The following is a 13,884-nucleotide window of genomic DNA, read 5'->3' as shown; positions in this document are numbered from 1 at the left end:
TCGCCGGAATGTTTTAGGGGGAATGTATCCGAAAGTCTCTGTTAAGCTGCGCCATCTTTTTCCATCTTCAGTCAGTGGGCCTTCGGGCTAGCGCTGGCGTTGCCGTTTGCGGAGTTTTTGCATGCTGTTGCCCATCCTTCTGTTGTCTGCCGCCGGGTTCACGGTGCTAACCACGGAATTCATCATCGTCGGCCTGTTGCCCGCCATCGCCCGGGACCTGGACGTCAGCGTGCCCCAGGCCGGTTTGCTGGTGACCCTGTTCGCCTTTACCGTGGCCGCGTTCGGGCCGTTTCTCACCGCGTATTGCGCGCGGTTCGAGCGCAAGCGCCTGTTCGTCTCGGTGTTGGTGATGTTTGGCCTGGCCAATACCCTGGCGGCGCTGGCGCCTAATATCGGGGTGATGGCGTTGGCGCGGCTGGTGCCGGCGCTGGGGTTGCCGGTGTTTTGGGCGCTGGCCAGTGAAACGGCGGTGGGCATCGTCGGGCCGGCCTACGCCGGGCGGGCGATTGCGAAAATCGGCTTCGGCATCGTCTGCGCCACGGTGTTTGGCATCCCGGTGGGCACGCTGATTAGCGACGCGTTTGGCTGGCGCAGTGCCTTCGCCCTCCTGGCGGTGATCGCGTTCGCCAAGGCGCTGCTGCTGTTGGTCTACCTGCCCCGAACCGACCTGCATAAACAGCAGGTGAGTTTGCGCGACCAATTCAAGATCCTGCGCGAGCCCTTGATGCAGGGGCATGTGCTGCTGTCGATCCTGGTGTTCAGCGGCATGTTCACCGCCTACACCTACCTGGCCGACATCCTCGAACGCCTGGCCGGTTTCGATGGCACCCTGGTGGGCTGGTGCCTGATGGGCTTTGGCGCGGTGGGGTTGATCGGCAACTCCCTGGGCGGGCGGATGGTCGATCGTCACCCGTTGATCGCTTCGATGGTGTTTTGCTTCTTTATGATCGGCGGCATGGTGGCCCTGGTACCGAGTATTCATTCCACCCTGGGCCTGGCGGCCGCGATGGGCATCTGGGGTGTGACCCAGGCAGCGCTGTTTCTGGTCAGCCATGTGCGCCTGATGAAGGCTGCGCCCCACGCGCCGGCCTTTGCCGCTTCGCTAAACATTGCCGGGGCCAACCTGGGCATTGGCCTGGGGGCGATGGTGGGGGGGCGGGTGATTGACACCCTCGGGCTGGGCAGCCTGGGGTTTGCCGCCGCCGGGTTTATCCTGCTGTCGATTCTGTTGGCGTTGGGCTTGATGCGCCTCAAACCGGCCCAGGCCTGTGCCTAAAGCGCGGTAAACAACTCGCGGCGGGCGCCTTCGGTAATGGCCACGATGCCGGGGTGCTTGACCTTGCGCTCCACGGAAATGGCATAGAACGACTCGCTTACCGCATCGGTCTGGCCGATCAACTCGACGCCGTACTGGCGTGTCACCTCGTCGGCAATCACGCTGGGGCTGATGAAAATGCCACTGCCCGATTGCCCGAACGCCTGCATCAAGGCGCTGTCGTCGAATTCACCAACGATGCGTGGCTGGATCTGTTGCTCGGCGAACCAGCGCAACAAACGGCTGCGCACCACGGTTTCCTGCCCGGGAATCAGCAGCGGTGCGCCATGCAGGCTGCGTGGGAAGTCCTGGCCATAGCGCTGGGCCAGGGCGGGGGTGGCGAAAAAACTGATACCGCATTCCCCCAGTTTCTGGCTGTAGCCCTTGATGTCCAGGTGCGAAGGCATGGGGCTGTCGGAGATCACCAAGTCCAGGCGCTGGATCGCCAAGTCGGCCAGCAGGCGTTCGAGTTTGTCTTCGCGGCAGGTGATGTGGATCGGCTCGCTCAGTTCCATGGTCGGGGCGATCAGGCGATAGACAATGGATTTGGGCACCACATCCGCCACGCCGACGCGAAACTGCACTTGTTGCTGGTTGGGTTGGGCGCGCAGCATGGCTTCGAGTTCGTTGCCGGTCTGGAACATCTGCTCGGCGTAGGGCAGGGCCTGGCGGCCGGCTTCGGTCAGCTCCAGTTGCCGGCCGACGCGGCGAAATAGCTCAAGGCCATAGGTTTGCTCCAGCAGGCTGATTTGCCCGCTGATGGTCTGGGGCGTGAGGTTCAGTTGCTCGCACGCGCGCACGATGCTGCCGGTTTTGGCCACGACCCAGAAGTAATGCAGTTGCCGGTAGTTGAGCATAAGGGCGCCAATGTTCGTAAAAATCGAAGTATAGCTGCTGAAAATACGAATTTTACTGAAGTATTTGCCTCCTTAGAATGCCGCGCTATTGACGGGCCATCACTGGGCCCGGTTCAGGCCACTGAGGACACCCCACCATGAACATCAAAAAACTTGGCGCTGCGGCGCTGCTGGCAGCATCCTTGTTGGCGTTGGCCGGCTGCGACCAGGCCGAAAAAAGCGCCCAGCAGTTGATGGGCAAAGCCGCCGAAACCGCCAAGCAGGCGATCGACGATACACAAAAAGCCGCAGAGCAAGCCCTGAGCGACGCCACCGGCGGAATCATCAGCAAGCGCCAGACGCCTGCCGAAGACGATGAAAAGCAATCCAGCACCTCGCAAGAAATCTAATCCGCGTACACCGAGTCAGGACTGACCCATGGACTATCTGTTACAGCTCGCTGCAAGCCCCACCGCGTGGGTGGCCTTGGCCACCCTGGTCGTCATGGAAATCGTGCTTGGCATCGATAACCTGATCTTTATCTCGATCCTGACCAACAAACTGCCCGAGCAGCATCGCGCCAAGGCGCGACGCATCGGTATCAGCATGGCGCTGATCCTGCGCCTGGGCCTGTTGAGTACCATCGCCTTTATCGTGCAGTTGACGGAGCCGGTGATCGACGTATTCGGCCATGCGTTCTCCTGGAAGGACATGATCCTGATCGCCGGCGGCCTGTTCCTGCTATGGAAAGCCACCACCGAAATCCACCACAGCATGGACCCTTACGAGCAGACCGAAGCGAGCGTCAGTTCCAAGGTGACCATCGGTTTTGCTGCGGCCATTGGCCAGATCCTGATGCTCGACCTGGTGTTTTCCATCGACAGCATCATTACGGCGGTGGGCATGACCGAACACTTGCCGATCATGATTATCGCGGTGGTGGTCTCGGTGCTGGTGATGCTGCTGGCGGCCGAGCCTTTGGCCAAGTTCATCAATGACAACCCGACGGTGGTGATGCTGGCGCTGGGCTTCTTGATAATGATCGGCATGACGCTGATTGCCGAAGGCTTCGGCGCCCATGTGCCCAAAGGCTACGTCTACGCCGCCATGGCGTTCTCGGCCGTGATCGAGTGCTTGAATATGCTGTCGCGCCGGGCGCGGCAAAAGCGTAGCGCCGAACAGGCCTGACGCGAACCACGAAAAACGGCCGCCTGCGCTAATCGCGTGGCGGCCGTTTTTTTATGGGGATTTTGCAGGGTTTTTCAGTGGGCGTTTGCCGGGCGTGCAGGGGTTTTCTTCAGGGGTGTGGGGCGAGGTTCCGTGTGCGGGTGATGGTGCCGGCGGGCGATGCGCAGCACGCCCCATAACATCGCGGTGGCGACGGCCAGCCAGCTGAAAATCAGCAGTGTGATAGTGGTTGCCAGGCCCATGAGTGCCTCCTTTGCCCCGTCGCGGGGCCTACGCTCTTTACAGGGGACAGTCTAGTCTGTGCAGTGTTTCAGGCTATTGACCAATGGTCGTGTGCGCTCAACTTGTTTGCTCTATCGAGGCTCGGCAACTGGCGCTTAAGGCTATAGGGGCCCTATGATCGGGGGCCGAGCCGGGTGCCTGTCTGCCTGGTGTGTTCAAGAGAGTGATGATGTTGCCTGTATTTTCTCGATTTAAATTTGTGCTGCTCGCGGGTGCTTGTGTCCTGGGCCTGATGGGCTGTGCGGGCAGTCCAAGGCCCGGCTTGCAGGGGTTGCCGGAGCGCGTTGAGCTGACGGGGCTGCCGTTCTTCCGGGGCGATGCCTATCAGGGTGGGCCACAGGTGCTGGCCAGCATGATTTCCCAGCAGGGCATCGTGATTACACCGGGGTTGCTGCTCAAGTCCCTGCACTTGCCGGGCGCCGAGGCGCAACTGGAGCAAACCCTCCAGGTCGCGGCCCGGGATTTCGGCATGGTGGTCTATCCCCTGGACAACACCCTGGCGCAGGTTCTGACTCAGGTGGCCGCTGGCTATCCGGTGATGGTGCGCATAACTGAAGGGTCGGCGTTCTGGGCAGAGCCGCGTTACGCCATAGTCGCCGGCTACAACCGGCACAAACAAACGATACTGCTGCGCTCGGGGATGAACCGACGCCTGGTGATGGGGTTTGGCAGCTTTGAGTCTGCCTGGGACAGTGCCGGGCATTGGGCGATTTTGGTCCAGGGGCCGACGCAGATCCCGGCCAAGGTCGATTCACAGCGGTGGCTCAAAGCCGCGGCTGACTTGGCCCAGGCTGGGCAGGAGCAAGCGGCGGCCAGAGCGGTCAAGGCCCTGGGCGCCCACTGAAGCAAGCAAAAAACGGCACATCGAGTGCCGTTTTTTCATCTGCAGCTCGCCTTACTTGGCAGCTTCCACCAGGCCGGTTTGACGGGCCTTGAGGTTCTTGTCCGCTTTATAGCGCAGCGCGACATCCGGCACGTCACCGCTTTTCCCGGTCTCAACCCACTTGCGGATGCGGCTGGCATCGGCGAAGTGGGTGTATTTGCCAAAGGCGTCCAGTATCACCAGCGCCACTGGGCGCTGGCCCATGGTGGTCACCAGCACTAGGCAATGGCCGGCCTGGTTGGTGAAACCGGTCTTGGTCAGTTTGATGTCCCAGTTCTCTCGGTTCACCAAATGGTCTGTGTTACGAAAGCCCAGGGTGTAGTTGGGCTTGCGGAAGGTCACGGTTTTCTCCTTGGTGGTGCTCAGCTCACTCAGCAGTGGGTACTTGCGGGCGGCCAGCAGCAACTTGCTCAGGTCGCGGGCAGTGGACACGTTCTGAGTAGACAGCCCGGTAGGCTCGACATAGTGGGTGCTGTTCATACCCAGGGCCTTGGCCTTGGCGTTCATCGCGGCAATGAACGCGGCGTAACCGCCGGGGTAATGGTGGGCGAGGCTGGCGGCGGCACGGTTTTCCGAGGACATCAGGGTTATCAGCAGCATGTCCCGGCGGCTCAACTCGCTGTTGAGCTTGACCCGGGAAAACACACCTTTCATTTCCGGGGTGTTGCTGATGGTGACGGAAATGTACTCATCCATGGATTGTTTGGCTTCCAGCACGACCAGCCCGGTCATCAACTTGGTGACTGAAGCGATGGGCACCACGACGTCGGGGTTGCTTGAGTAGATGATTTTGTTGGTCTGTAAATCCAGCAGCATGGCGCTGCCGGAAGCGATATGGAGTTGGGAGGTGTCGCGGGGGGCTTCTATGGTTTCACGAGCGACGACGCTCGAGGTAATGGCAGCGCCTGTAAATGCAAACAATAAGCTGAGGATCGAAATACGAATTTTCACGCAGGTGCGCTCACTCAAAAATGGGTACGCCGTTATGCAACGGGCTTTTCTCATTAAAGCGTTACATTTTATGAGTATGTGCGAGAAAAGCGAAAGGCGCCCGTAAAGCTTGGGTAATACGCGGGTGTCTGTTAGGTCGGTACCGGTTCTGTCGCCCTCTTTTTCGAGAAAGCCCGCACTGGGCGGGCTGTGCGGGTAGTTCAGTCCTCTTTCGGGACAACCCAGGAAACCTGCACGCCGCCATCCTCACGGTGCACCAGGGTGACATTGTCGGCTTCGTCAATGTCTTCCAGCAGTTGTGTCCAATCGTCAGAGGACTCGTCAGGGGATTTGTGGATCACGGCACGCTTGGAGGTTTGCGCGCCGGTGGAATTGATGATTTTCTGAATCCGAGTGGCAAGCAGCTCATAAGACGTAGGTGGCTTGGGGGTTGCGGCTTTCTTGGCCATGGGTAAGTCTCGCTTTACTGTTTAAATATACAGTATATGGCGTTTGCTTCATTTGACAAGATGACCAGTGCGCAAATTTTGGCTTCGGGCGCCCACAAAAAAACCGGCGCTCATGACAAGCGCCGGTTTTTTGAGGGGCGGGCTGCTGGCCGGCGATCAGCCGTGCAGGGTTTCCGCCGCGTAAAGGGTGTTTTCAAGCAGGCAGGCACGGGTCATCGGGCCGACGCCACCAGGGACGGGTGTGATCCAGCCGGCACGGGGCAGGGCGGTCTCGTAGACCACATCGCCTACCAACTTGCCGTCTTCCTGGCGATTGATACCAACGTCGATCACGATCGCGCCTTCCTTGATCCACTCGCCTTTCACCAGGCCGGGTTTACCGGCAGCCACGACAACGAGATCAGCGCGGCCAACGTGGCCGGCGAGGTCCTTGGTGAAGCGGTGGGTGACGGTGACGGTGCAGCCGGCGAGCAGCAATTCCATCGCCATGGGCCGGCCTACGATATTGGAGGCCCCTACGACGACGGCGTTCATGCCGTACAGATCCGCGCCGGTGCTCTCCAGCAGAGTCATGATGCCTTTGGGCGTGCATGGGCGTAGCAAGGGAATGCGTTGGGCCAGGCGCCCTACGTTATAAGGGTGGAAACCGTCGACGTCTTTGTCCGGGCGAATGCGTTCTAACAGCTTGGACGCGTCCAGATGCTCGGGCAGGGGCAGTTGCAGTAGCACCCCGTCGATGTTCGGGTCGTCATTAAGACGGTCGATTAGGTCAGTCAGGGCCTGCTGGGTGGTATCGCTGGGCAGGTCATAGGCCTGGGAGAGGAAGCCAACCTCTTCACAGTCTTTACGCTTGTGCGAGACATAAACCTGAGAGGCAGGATCGCTGCCGACCAGAATCACCGCGAGGCCAGGCGTGCGCAGGCCTTGCTGGCTACGCTCGGCGACACGTTTGGCGATCTGCTGGCGCAGGCTGGCGGCGATTGATTTGCCGTCGATTAGTTGTGCAGTCATTGCGCGTGATTAACCATCGAGAGGGAGAAGAAAAGAGGCCGCATTCTCGCATGCCAGGACGTGAGGGCAAAGGCGCTTGGTCTGCAAATTCCCCTAACCCCTTTAATTAAATGAATTTTTTTTAAAAAAGAGTTGACGACCTTTAGGCTCACCTATAACATTCGTCGCACTTGTCGGGCACAGCCTAGCACTGGTTGAGAAGGTCGAGCTGAATCGAAGTTTGATTTGGTAAGGCTGAAAGCACTTAGTTTGTAATCGTCAAAGAATACAGATTAACAAGGCGCCCGTAGCTCAGCTGGATAGAGCATCCGCCTTCTAAGCGGATGGTCGCAGGTTCGAGTCCTGCCGGGTGCGCCATTAGGCAGCTTTGGCACAAGTAACGCAACATGGCAATATGGTGGGCGTAGCTCAGTTGGTAGAGCACGGGATTGTGACTCCCGTTGTCGAGGGTTCGATCCCCTTCGTCCACCCCATATTTAGAAAGGCGCCAGGCTAAATAGTCTGGCGTCTTTGCTTTAAGAGCTTGATACGCGGATGTGGTGGAATTGGTAGACACACTGGATTTAGGTTCCAGCGCCGCAAGGTGTAAGAGTTCGAGTCTCTTCATCCGCACCAAACTTGGTTTCGCAACTACTCGTAGTCTTTCGCGAAACCCATACAGAAAGCCGCCTAGAGCGGCTTTTTTGTTGTCTTCTCTTTCGCGATCTTTCGCCGCCTTTCGATATTTTCTAGTACATTCCCCAGTACATCTGAATTCGTGACTACTGGTGATGTACTAATGCCCCTCACTGACACGGCCGTCAGGCAAGCAAAGCCCAAAGAAAAGGACTACTCCCTGACCGATGCGTCGGGGTTGTCGCTGTTCGTCGCCAGCAAGGGCGCGAAGGCGTGGCACTTCCGGTTTTCATGGCACGGAAAGCAGCCGCGCATATCCCTGGGCACCTACCCCGAAACATCCCTTAAAGAAGCGCGCGAGTTGCGCGACGCCGCCCGGGCACTTGTGGCCAAGGGTATCGACCCGCGCATAGACCGCCGGCAAACCCAGCAGGCCGCAAGCGCCAGCACTGAAAACACCTTCGAGGCAGTTGCAGAACGCTGGTACGCATTCAAGCGGCCCAGGCTCACCAGCGCCGCCAAAGGCAGTGCGGAGCAGTCCCGCACGTACCTGGATAAAGACCTGATACCCGCCCTGGGCAAAATCCCGATTGCCGACATTCGCCGCGGCGATGTACTGGCGGCCGTGCGCCGAGTGGAAAAGCGGGGCGCCCTGCACGTCGCAGAGAAGTGCCGGACGTGGCTCAAGCAGATTTTCAGCTACGCCATTGCCGAGGGCGTGATTGATTCAAACCCGGCGACCGATCTTGAAGTGGTGGCCGCGGTGCAGCCGCCAGTCAGGAACAACCCGATCCTGTGCGGCGATGCCGAACTCAAAGGCTTCCTGGTGGCGCTACGCAAGTTTGAAGGCTCGCTGTTTACCAGCAGCGCGATACGTCTCCTGCTGCTGACCGGGGTCAGGACGGGGGAGGTGCGCTCGGCGGCGCCAAGCCAGTTTGATCTGGACGCAGCCTTGTGGACGATACCGCCCGACGCTGTAAAGCAGTTGCGCAGCAGGGTTAGAACTGAGGGGGATAAGATTCCGCCGTACCTGGTTCCTCTTTCGCGGCAGGCCGTGGAGGTGGTACGGGAGGTGCTGGCGATGACCGGGCGCTGCAAGCTGCTTTTCACTGGGCGAAACAATCCCAGCAAGCAGATGAGCGAAAACACGGTCAACGTCGCAATCAAAAGGATGGGGTTTGGCGGGAAGCTGACGGGCCACGGGCTGCGCGGCACGATATCGACAGCCCTGAACGAGAAGGGATATGAATCGGATTGGATCGAGGCGCAGCTTTCCCACGCCGGAGAGGACAAAGTGCGCGGCTCGTACAACCATGCCAGGTATGTCGAGCAGCGCAGGGGGATGATGCAGGAATGGGCGGACTACCTTGATGCGGTCGAGGCAGCAGATTAAGCACGCTGCTCCCGTGCCGCCATCTGGTCGGTGGCCCACTGCAAAACCTCGGCCTTGACCCAGCGCACGGAGCGCGTGCCGAGGTGTACCTTTTTCGGAAAGGCGCCCTTGTTCACCATGTCGTAAATCTTGGTGGTCTTGAAGCCAGTGATCTTTATCACCTCAGGCAGTGCGATCAGTTCGGTTGGTGGTGCGTCGTTGTTGGGGGCGTTGCGCATTGGAGTTTGCATAGGGATACCTCGCCCGCCGCTCACCGGCAGGCATGTAGGGGGATTGGGGTTAGGGAAGCGTGCTGCCAATTTGTGCTGCTACGACGGTTATTGCTTGGCGGAGCGCGCTACCTCGATCTGCGTCGTCGGTCCAGCCGATGTTCTCGCCGAAGCCACCACGCTCGACCATCACGTACTGCAGCTTGGTGAACCAGAGAATGCTGAGCTGGAGTTCAACCGCTACGCGCACGGCCTGGCCTTCATCACTGAGCGGCTGCCATTGCTCCCGGCCTGAGTCTGGATCGTCGTAATAGAAGGCATCGCTGCCGTGTCGGTACTCCAGTTCGAAGCCCATGGCCTTGGCAGACATCCGCAACAATTCATGGTCTGTCATGGCCTTGGCTCTCGGTAGATGAAGACGTAGGCGAACCAGAGGGGGGCGATCATGGCGTCACCTCTTGCTTTCGGTCTTCCGCTCGCATGAATGCCGCCATGTCGCCCATCTGCTCGACAATGGCGCGCTCTTCGGTCGCGGCTGTATCAATGATTTTTTCTTTGAGAGTCTGGCAGCGGTGACAATCCACTCGTTCCCAAATTCCAGAAAGCCCCGATCCCTCGCCTAGCCAGGTTCCGCAAGGCGCCCGCTCGATGTCGTCCGCCCCAGGCCCAGAAAAAAAATGCGTCTTCATGGCTTCACCTGCCGCCACTGTTCATAACCCTCGCCGTACTCCCAGCAGTAAGTGGCCGGCCAGGCGCCGCGCGTGCCTTCCTTCACGATGTTGTAGTTCCAGCCACCTTTGGTTGGCGTGGTCTTGATCCACACGTGCTGCGCACCGCCGAGATTCCAGTCGCCGTAATCCTTGATGACTTCTTCCATGAACAGGCGTAAGTCGTGGTGCCCACGGCTCATCACGATGTAGGTGTCACCGCCAACGCTCTCTACGGCGAGCGGATACTTTTCTTCAGGCATGCCGGGCTCCTTGCCGCTATAGCGGCTGACTTTGAAGGGGGAGGGGTTACAGGTTTTGCGGGTGGAGTACAGATGTACTCCTATCGGGTTTTGGCTGACGCAGCCTTCACGGCCAGGCCAGATACGGCCTTGCTGTAGATGAACTTGATCTGATCCCACGGGATGGTGTGTTTCTGCCCGTACTCGCCTTCACCGTCGCATATTGAGCAACCTTCGGCTGGCTCCTCAAGCTCGCAGCATTCAGGGCATCCTTTGGTGACCAGCAGCTTGAACTCGCCGAGCAGCAAGGCTTTGGCGCCATTCTCAGCGGTAAGTTGGCGGGGCATGATGCAATAGCCGTCGGGCACCGACGCTACCGGCGCGGGCTGCACGGCGTAGAGTGGAACCGAATAACCAGCTACAGCCGCCGCCGGCGCGCCGCCAATTTTTAAGGAGTGCAGTTTTACCTCGCTGGAGATACACATGCCGGCCTGATTGGGCTGCGTCCAGGCCACCGGCTCGCCCTGGTACTGGGCGGCTGGCGCTGCATGCACAGGGCACGGCCAATGTGGGTTGTCCTTGCCATAGCGCTTGCACCTGCATTCCACTGGCGCATCCAGCAGGGCGCGCAGCTCTGCAATATCAGAGTTGTGCAGGTGAATTGAGCGCGGCTCACGACGGTAAGGGTCAGCAACACGCTCCAGCAGCTCACGCAAGCGCGGCACGCCGTCAATCGTTCGGTTGGTGGTCATGGCTTGAGCCAGCGCATCGTATTCAGCTTTTCCACCCTCCACTGGGGCGCCGGATACTCGATCCTCGATCATCTTCCAAACAGGCTGGTATTCAGGCCAATCGGACTCAACTACCACCGCCTCGACAGTCGGTATGCCTTCACCGAATATGCAGTTTTTCAGATATTGCATTTGGCTTTCGGTCAGTTGGTTATGCTTGATGACCGTATAACGAACCTCTCGTTTGAACTCACTCATAAATCACCTCAGCAAATCAGTTGTGCCAGTGCCAGCAGGCACCAGCAGTAGGCGGGGAGTTGGGTTATGGCTTGCATGAACCATCACATCCATCGAGATAGACCTGGCACGGATGGGACTCTGCTGGCTTGAGTGCAGCCCGCGCAACAGCCCCATCCTCGATAAAGTCTGGCTCATCGCCATTCCAAAGGATGTTCAGCGGTTCACCGCTCACGGTGTCCCAGTTGCCACTTTCAAAATGGTAATGCTCGCGCTCTGCGTAGAACTTCAAGGCTTGCTCCAGCACATCCGCCCGCTCATCCGCTGCGGTCAGGCGCTGTTGCAGGGTCGCGATCTTTTCCCGTCCGGCCGCTTCACGCGCCAGGAAGATCGAGTAAGCCTCCTGCGAGACGCGCACCGATCGCCCGTCGATTCCGAAGTCCACGCCGGCGGATTCTTCCGGTACGGCGATTTTGTTTTCTGTAGGCATGGGGAGTCCTTGCCGGGCCATGCCCGGGCTGTGGTGCTACGATGGCCCCTTCCTCTAAATGGGCTGGACCATGACAAAGCACGATATTTACGATGACATCGAAGGTTTTCAGGTTTGGAACTACATGGAGTGCGACAAGGACGAGGAAGGCCGGGAGACCTGGCGTATCAACGTCGAGGTGAAGCGCGGTGGTGAGGTGGTGGTGCCGGTTGTCGCGGGTGACCGAACCTATGTTGACCGTGGCCTGGCGCAGGTCGCGGGCCGAGAACTGGGAGCCAAGCTGATTGCTGGGCGATGAGTGACCAAAATCAACCCTTCTGGTAAGTCTTGGTCAGTGCTGAGTTGACCATGTTGCCGCGCTTTAGCACGACGCGGGCGAGGGCGGCTCTTTCCAGGTGATACCCTTGATCACCGCCCAAATAGTTCGCTGCGATACGCCAAGCTCTTTCGCGATGGCGCAACTGCTGTTGATTCGGCAGTAAGGCTTGTAGCGCCTGCGAATGTCGGCGGCTTGGGCCTCGGTAAGCTTGGCGAGCGAATGCATTTCGCCTGATGGCCGGTTACAACGTTTTCTATCTGCCATTTCCCTCATGTTTGCGGCATGGGTGCCGGGCGACAGGTGAGAAGGCTCAATACATGATGGCGTGTCGCAGGAGTGAAGCAATTCCAGGTCTTCGGGTATCGGGCCGACATTCATCTCGTATGAAACGCGATGGGTCGCCCGATTCTTCCCTTCATGCCATACGTAACCATAGCCACCAGGGTTCAGACCTCCGCGCCAGATCAGGCATTCACCAACACGCTCAGATCTGGCTTTCAGCGATTCGCGTGTCGCCATGGATTTATGCCTCGATCAGAACGCTGCGGACGGGGCGGACGGGGAGCTCGGTGTCCTTGCCGTCGTTGTCCTGATAGCCACCATCGAAGTGCAGGTAGAATGCGTTGTTGGCGGAGCGCTGCGTGCTGGAGTAGTACCAGCGCGGCTGGAAGGCCTCGGGGCCGCCCGCCTTGAACGCTTCGACGGTTGTTTGCCCGGGCAACTCTTCGGTGTACAGCTTGCCCACCGGCAGGCTGTTCGGGTTGTCACCGTCCCGGCCCCAGCAGTAGTTGGCGTCGGTCGTTGGCTTGAGGTTGCGGTACTGCAATTCCTGCTGGTCACGGGCAGGGATCGCCCAGTCGCTGAAACCGCCGATGTTCAATCCCAAAACCTTCTGAGCCAGCTCGCTGCCCGCCGCGGCCATGGCCTCGGTATTGGCCCGACCATCAATGAAGCTGTCCGCGCCCTCGATCAGCGCGCCGCGCTTGCCCCAGGTGCCGCACAGTTCGTGCTCGGCGCCGGCGGTGATGTTCAGGTAACGCTTGCCCGTCTCCAGGTCGACGGTGATGCCGGAGACGAACCCGCCGCCGTAGGCCTTGCCGATCTGGGGGAGGTTGGTTGCTGGTGCTGCTTTGGATGCTACTGGCATGGTGATTCCTCTTTTCGTGGGCAACAAAAAAGGCGCTGGTGCGCCTCGGGCCGATCAAAAGCAATGAATGAAGGACTAAATAAATTTCCTGCGGACGGGGCGGACGGGGAGCTCGAGGTGCTTGACGTAGATGATCTGATGGCCAACAACGAAGTCCATGTTGAATGCGTTGTTGGCGGAGCGCTGCGAACTCGACCAGTAGGCACCCTCGGCGATCAGGTCGTACGCCCAGACCTGATAGAGCTGGGATGCCGCTGGCAGGTCGAAGTCGCTATGGCCGTCAGCGGTGTATGCGCGGGCCGCTTCGGCTGCTGGGTGACCACCTGCCGCGATCAGCGCGTCAGTGTTGGCCTTGCCGTCCCACTTGCTGATGGCTTTCGACTCTTCTTTGTAGCGGCCCCACTTGAGCTCGCCCAGGCTTTTGGCGCCGAGGATCAGGTAGTGGGCAGGCACGGCGCCGCGGGCAGGAACGAAGCCGGCGTTGATGCCGCCTTCGCCGGACCAGTGCTCGCCGATGGCGGGGATGTCACCCGCCGAAATCGGCTGAACATTCGCAGCCGGCGGCAGCGTCTGAGAGAGCATGCCGAGCGCGAACAGCTGCACCATGCGTTCTGCGGGGCCTTTGAGCTTGAAGTCGTCAATCTCGACTGAAATCGTCTTGGCTTTCATTGGTGTTCCTCAGGTAGGCGCCGCCCTCCGTGACCGGTGGTGGCAATTTGGTTTTGGTTGGGGTATTACGGGTGACCGGCATTGAGCCGGATCAAGGAGAGCGAGATGAGCGAGAAGCCTTCAGACATAGAAGTGGCGAAGCTGATCGGCATAACCGAGAACGAGGTCGCCACGTATCGTGTCAACTCCGACCTGAGGCCTGACGGTCGA

Annotated in this window: 20 protein-coding genes and 3 tRNA genes; 9 read left to right on the top strand and 14 right to left on the bottom strand. The window is 59.4% G+C overall.

Annotated features, from left to right (window positions below; genetic code table 11):
• Window positions 1-121: 121 nt before the first annotated feature.
• Entirely contained in the window at window positions 122-1,276 is a 1,155-nt protein-coding gene (locus CKW13_RS22490) for an MFS transporter (RefSeq protein WP_095110974.1), read from the top strand.
• Here CKW13_RS22490 and nhaR read toward each other — a convergent pair.
• Window positions 1,273-2,172, bottom strand: coding sequence for a transcriptional activator NhaR (gene nhaR, locus CKW13_RS22485; protein WP_095110973.1), 900 nt, complete (start codon window positions 2,170-2,172; stop codon window positions 1,273-1,275). The two genes, CKW13_RS22490 and nhaR, sit on opposite strands and share 4 nt — an antisense overlap.
• 137 nt (window positions 2,173-2,309) lie before the next feature.
• Between nhaR and CKW13_RS22480 the strand changes: the two genes are divergently transcribed.
• Both CKW13_RS22480 and CKW13_RS22475 read left to right on the top strand, forming a co-directional pair.
• The gene (locus tag CKW13_RS22480) at window positions 2,310-2,561 is read left to right on the top strand and encodes a hypothetical protein (protein ID WP_095110972.1); all 252 of its coding nucleotides are present in this window, start codon (window positions 2,310-2,312) and stop codon (window positions 2,559-2,561) included.
• Window positions 2,562-2,589: 28 nt separating this feature from the next.
• Window positions 2,590-3,339, top strand: a complete 750-nt coding sequence (locus CKW13_RS22475) for a TerC family protein (protein ID WP_095110971.1) — start codon at window positions 2,590-2,592, stop codon at window positions 3,337-3,339.
• A 74-nt stretch (window positions 3,340-3,413) separates the two neighbouring features.
• Here the strand turns inward: CKW13_RS22475 and CKW13_RS24525 are convergent, their stop codons facing one another.
• Window positions 3,414-3,581, bottom strand: a complete 168-nt coding sequence (locus CKW13_RS24525; RefSeq protein WP_176465165.1) for a hypothetical protein — start codon at window positions 3,579-3,581, stop codon at window positions 3,414-3,416.
• Window positions 3,582-3,790: 209 nt separating this feature from the next.
• On the opposite strand from CKW13_RS24525, the gene CKW13_RS22470 reads away from it, so the two are divergent.
• Window positions 3,791-4,465 carry a hypothetical protein gene (locus CKW13_RS22470; RefSeq protein WP_095110970.1) on the top strand — a complete coding sequence of 225 codons (675 nt, stop codon included), beginning with the start codon at window positions 3,791-3,793 and terminating at the stop codon, window positions 4,463-4,465.
• A 51-nt stretch (window positions 4,466-4,516) separates the two neighbouring features.
• Here the strand turns inward: CKW13_RS22470 and pbpG are convergent, their stop codons facing one another.
• The 3 genes from pbpG to folD form a co-directional block, all read right to left on the bottom strand.
• Window positions 4,517-5,455 carry a D-alanyl-D-alanine endopeptidase gene (pbpG, locus tag CKW13_RS22465; RefSeq protein WP_095111011.1) on the bottom strand — a complete coding sequence of 313 codons (939 nt, stop codon included), beginning with the start codon at window positions 5,453-5,455 and terminating at the stop codon, window positions 4,517-4,519.
• Window positions 5,456-5,655: 200 nt separating this feature from the next.
• Complete coding sequence (locus CKW13_RS22460) at window positions 5,656-5,904, bottom strand: DUF1654 domain-containing protein (protein ID WP_095110969.1); 249 nt, start codon at window positions 5,902-5,904, stop codon at window positions 5,656-5,658.
• 156 nt (window positions 5,905-6,060) lie between these two features.
• Window positions 6,061-6,915: a bifunctional methylenetetrahydrofolate dehydrogenase/methenyltetrahydrofolate cyclohydrolase FolD gene (folD, locus tag CKW13_RS22455; RefSeq protein WP_095110968.1), complete on the bottom strand. Its 855-nt coding sequence runs from the start codon at window positions 6,913-6,915 to the stop codon at window positions 6,061-6,063.
• A gap of 280 nt (window positions 6,916-7,195) precedes the next feature.
• On the opposite strand from folD, the gene CKW13_RS22450 reads away from it, so the two are divergent.
• The 4 genes from CKW13_RS22450 to CKW13_RS22435 all read left to right on the top strand — a co-directional run bounded on the left by CKW13_RS22450 (window position 7,196) and on the right by CKW13_RS22435 (window position 8,923).
• A tRNA-Arg gene (locus tag CKW13_RS22450) sits at window positions 7,196-7,272 on the top strand.
• 40 nt (window positions 7,273-7,312) lie between these two features.
• Window positions 7,313-7,388 (top strand) — tRNA-His (locus tag CKW13_RS22445).
• Between the two features lie 57 nt (window positions 7,389-7,445).
• A tRNA-Leu gene (locus CKW13_RS22440) sits at window positions 7,446-7,530 on the top strand.
• Between the two features lie 163 nt (window positions 7,531-7,693).
• Window positions 7,694-8,923, top strand: a complete 1,230-nt coding sequence (locus tag CKW13_RS22435; protein ID WP_095110967.1) for an integrase arm-type DNA-binding domain-containing protein — start codon at window positions 7,694-7,696, stop codon at window positions 8,921-8,923.
• Here the strand turns inward: CKW13_RS22435 and CKW13_RS22430 are convergent.
• The 6 genes from CKW13_RS22430 to CKW13_RS22405 form a co-directional block, all read right to left on the bottom strand.
• Window positions 8,920-9,153 carry an AlpA family transcriptional regulator gene (locus CKW13_RS22430; RefSeq protein WP_256576653.1) on the bottom strand — a complete coding sequence of 78 codons (234 nt, stop codon included), beginning with the start codon at window positions 9,151-9,153 and terminating at the stop codon, window positions 8,920-8,922. The genes CKW13_RS22435 and CKW13_RS22430 overlap by 4 nt on opposite strands.
• Before the next feature lie 49 nt (window positions 9,154-9,202).
• Window positions 9,203-9,526: a hypothetical protein gene (locus tag CKW13_RS22425; protein WP_095110965.1), complete on the bottom strand. Its 324-nt coding sequence runs from the start codon at window positions 9,524-9,526 to the stop codon at window positions 9,203-9,205.
• Window positions 9,527-9,575: 49 nt separating this feature from the next.
• On the bottom strand, window positions 9,576-9,821 hold the full coding sequence (locus tag CKW13_RS22420; protein ID WP_095110964.1) for a hypothetical protein: 246 nt from the start codon (window positions 9,819-9,821) through the stop codon (window positions 9,576-9,578).
• The gene (locus CKW13_RS22415; protein ID WP_095110963.1) at window positions 9,818-10,102 is read right to left on the bottom strand and encodes a hypothetical protein; all 285 of its coding nucleotides are present in this window, start codon (window positions 10,100-10,102) and stop codon (window positions 9,818-9,820) included. Before CKW13_RS22415 ends, CKW13_RS22420 begins: the two co-directional genes overlap by 4 nt.
• Window positions 10,103-10,182: 80 nt before the next feature.
• Window positions 10,183-11,070 carry a hypothetical protein gene (locus CKW13_RS22410; RefSeq protein WP_095110962.1) on the bottom strand — a complete coding sequence of 296 codons (888 nt, stop codon included), beginning with the start codon at window positions 11,068-11,070 and terminating at the stop codon, window positions 10,183-10,185.
• Window positions 11,071-11,134: 64 nt separating this feature from the next.
• The gene (locus CKW13_RS22405) at window positions 11,135-11,539 is read right to left on the bottom strand and encodes a hypothetical protein (protein ID WP_095110961.1); all 405 of its coding nucleotides are present in this window, start codon (window positions 11,537-11,539) and stop codon (window positions 11,135-11,137) included.
• 70 nt (window positions 11,540-11,609) lie between these two features.
• Between CKW13_RS22405 and CKW13_RS22400 the strand changes: the two genes are divergently transcribed.
• Window positions 11,610-11,837: a hypothetical protein gene (locus tag CKW13_RS22400; protein WP_095111010.1), complete on the top strand. Its 228-nt coding sequence runs from the start codon at window positions 11,610-11,612 to the stop codon at window positions 11,835-11,837.
• A 63-nt stretch (window positions 11,838-11,900) separates the two neighbouring features.
• Here CKW13_RS22400 and CKW13_RS22395 read toward each other — a convergent pair whose 3' ends face one another.
• From CKW13_RS22395 to CKW13_RS22385, 3 genes are all read right to left on the bottom strand, one after another.
• Complete coding sequence (locus CKW13_RS22395) at window positions 11,901-12,377, bottom strand: HNH endonuclease signature motif containing protein (RefSeq protein WP_095110960.1); 477 nt, start codon at window positions 12,375-12,377, stop codon at window positions 11,901-11,903.
• A gap of 4 nt (window positions 12,378-12,381) precedes the next feature.
• On the bottom strand, window positions 12,382-13,005 hold the full coding sequence (locus CKW13_RS22390; RefSeq protein ID WP_095110959.1) for a DUF1566 domain-containing protein: 624 nt from the start codon (window positions 13,003-13,005) through the stop codon (window positions 12,382-12,384).
• Between the two features lie 75 nt (window positions 13,006-13,080).
• Complete coding sequence (locus CKW13_RS22385; protein ID WP_095110958.1) at window positions 13,081-13,674, bottom strand: DUF1566 domain-containing protein; 594 nt, start codon at window positions 13,672-13,674, stop codon at window positions 13,081-13,083.
• Window positions 13,675-13,884 lie beyond the last annotated feature (210 nt).

Source organism: Pseudomonas sp. Irchel 3E20 (assembly GCF_900187645.1).
Classification (GTDB): domain Bacteria; phylum Pseudomonadota; class Gammaproteobacteria; order Pseudomonadales; family Pseudomonadaceae; genus Aquipseudomonas.
This window is presented reverse-complemented; position numbering and strand designations above follow the sequence as displayed.

Bases quoted from the DNA above. Each gene is read 5' to 3' on its own strand.
- CKW13_RS22490 (WP_095110974.1), top strand. From the start codon at position 122: ATGCTGTTGCCCATCCTTCTGTTGTCTGCCGCCGGGTTCACGGTGCTA.
- nhaR (WP_095110973.1), bottom strand. From the start codon at position 2,172: ATGCTCAACTACCGGCAACTGCATTACTTCTGGGTCGTGGCCAAAACC.
- CKW13_RS22480 (WP_095110972.1), top strand. From the start codon at position 2,310: ATGAACATCAAAAAACTTGGCGCTGCGGCGCTGCTGGCAGCATCCTTG.
- CKW13_RS22475 (WP_095110971.1), top strand. From the start codon at position 2,590: ATGGACTATCTGTTACAGCTCGCTGCAAGCCCCACCGCGTGGGTGGCC.
- CKW13_RS24525 (WP_176465165.1), bottom strand. From the start codon at position 3,581: ATGGGCCTGGCAACCACTATCACACTGCTGATTTTCAGCTGGCTGGCC.
- CKW13_RS22470 (WP_095110970.1), top strand. From the start codon at position 3,791: ATGTTGCCTGTATTTTCTCGATTTAAATTTGTGCTGCTCGCGGGTGCT.
- CKW13_RS22460 (WP_095110969.1), bottom strand. From the start codon at position 5,904: ATGGCCAAGAAAGCCGCAACCCCCAAGCCACCTACGTCTTATGAGCTG.
- folD (WP_095110968.1), bottom strand. From the start codon at position 6,915: ATGACTGCACAACTAATCGACGGCAAATCAATCGCCGCCAGCCTGCGC.
- CKW13_RS22435 (WP_095110967.1), top strand. From the start codon at position 7,694: ATGCCCCTCACTGACACGGCCGTCAGGCAAGCAAAGCCCAAAGAAAAG.
- CKW13_RS22430 (WP_256576653.1), bottom strand. From the start codon at position 9,153: ATGCAAACTCCAATGCGCAACGCCCCCAACAACGACGCACCACCAACC.
- CKW13_RS22425 (WP_095110965.1), bottom strand. From the start codon at position 9,526: ATGACAGACCATGAATTGTTGCGGATGTCTGCCAAGGCCATGGGCTTC.
- CKW13_RS22420 (WP_095110964.1), bottom strand. From the start codon at position 9,821: ATGAAGACGCATTTTTTTTCTGGGCCTGGGGCGGACGACATCGAGCGG.
- CKW13_RS22415 (WP_095110963.1), bottom strand. From the start codon at position 10,102: ATGCCTGAAGAAAAGTATCCGCTCGCCGTAGAGAGCGTTGGCGGTGAC.
- CKW13_RS22410 (WP_095110962.1), bottom strand. From the start codon at position 11,070: ATGAGTGAGTTCAAACGAGAGGTTCGTTATACGGTCATCAAGCATAAC.
- CKW13_RS22405 (WP_095110961.1), bottom strand. From the start codon at position 11,539: ATGCCTACAGAAAACAAAATCGCCGTACCGGAAGAATCCGCCGGCGTG.
- CKW13_RS22400 (WP_095111010.1), top strand. From the start codon at position 11,610: ATGACAAAGCACGATATTTACGATGACATCGAAGGTTTTCAGGTTTGG.
- CKW13_RS22395 (WP_095110960.1), bottom strand. From the start codon at position 12,377: ATGGCGACACGCGAATCGCTGAAAGCCAGATCTGAGCGTGTTGGTGAA.
- CKW13_RS22390 (WP_095110959.1), bottom strand. From the start codon at position 13,005: ATGCCAGTAGCATCCAAAGCAGCACCAGCAACCAACCTCCCCCAGATC.
- CKW13_RS22385 (WP_095110958.1), bottom strand. From the start codon at position 13,674: ATGAAAGCCAAGACGATTTCAGTCGAGATTGACGACTTCAAGCTCAAA.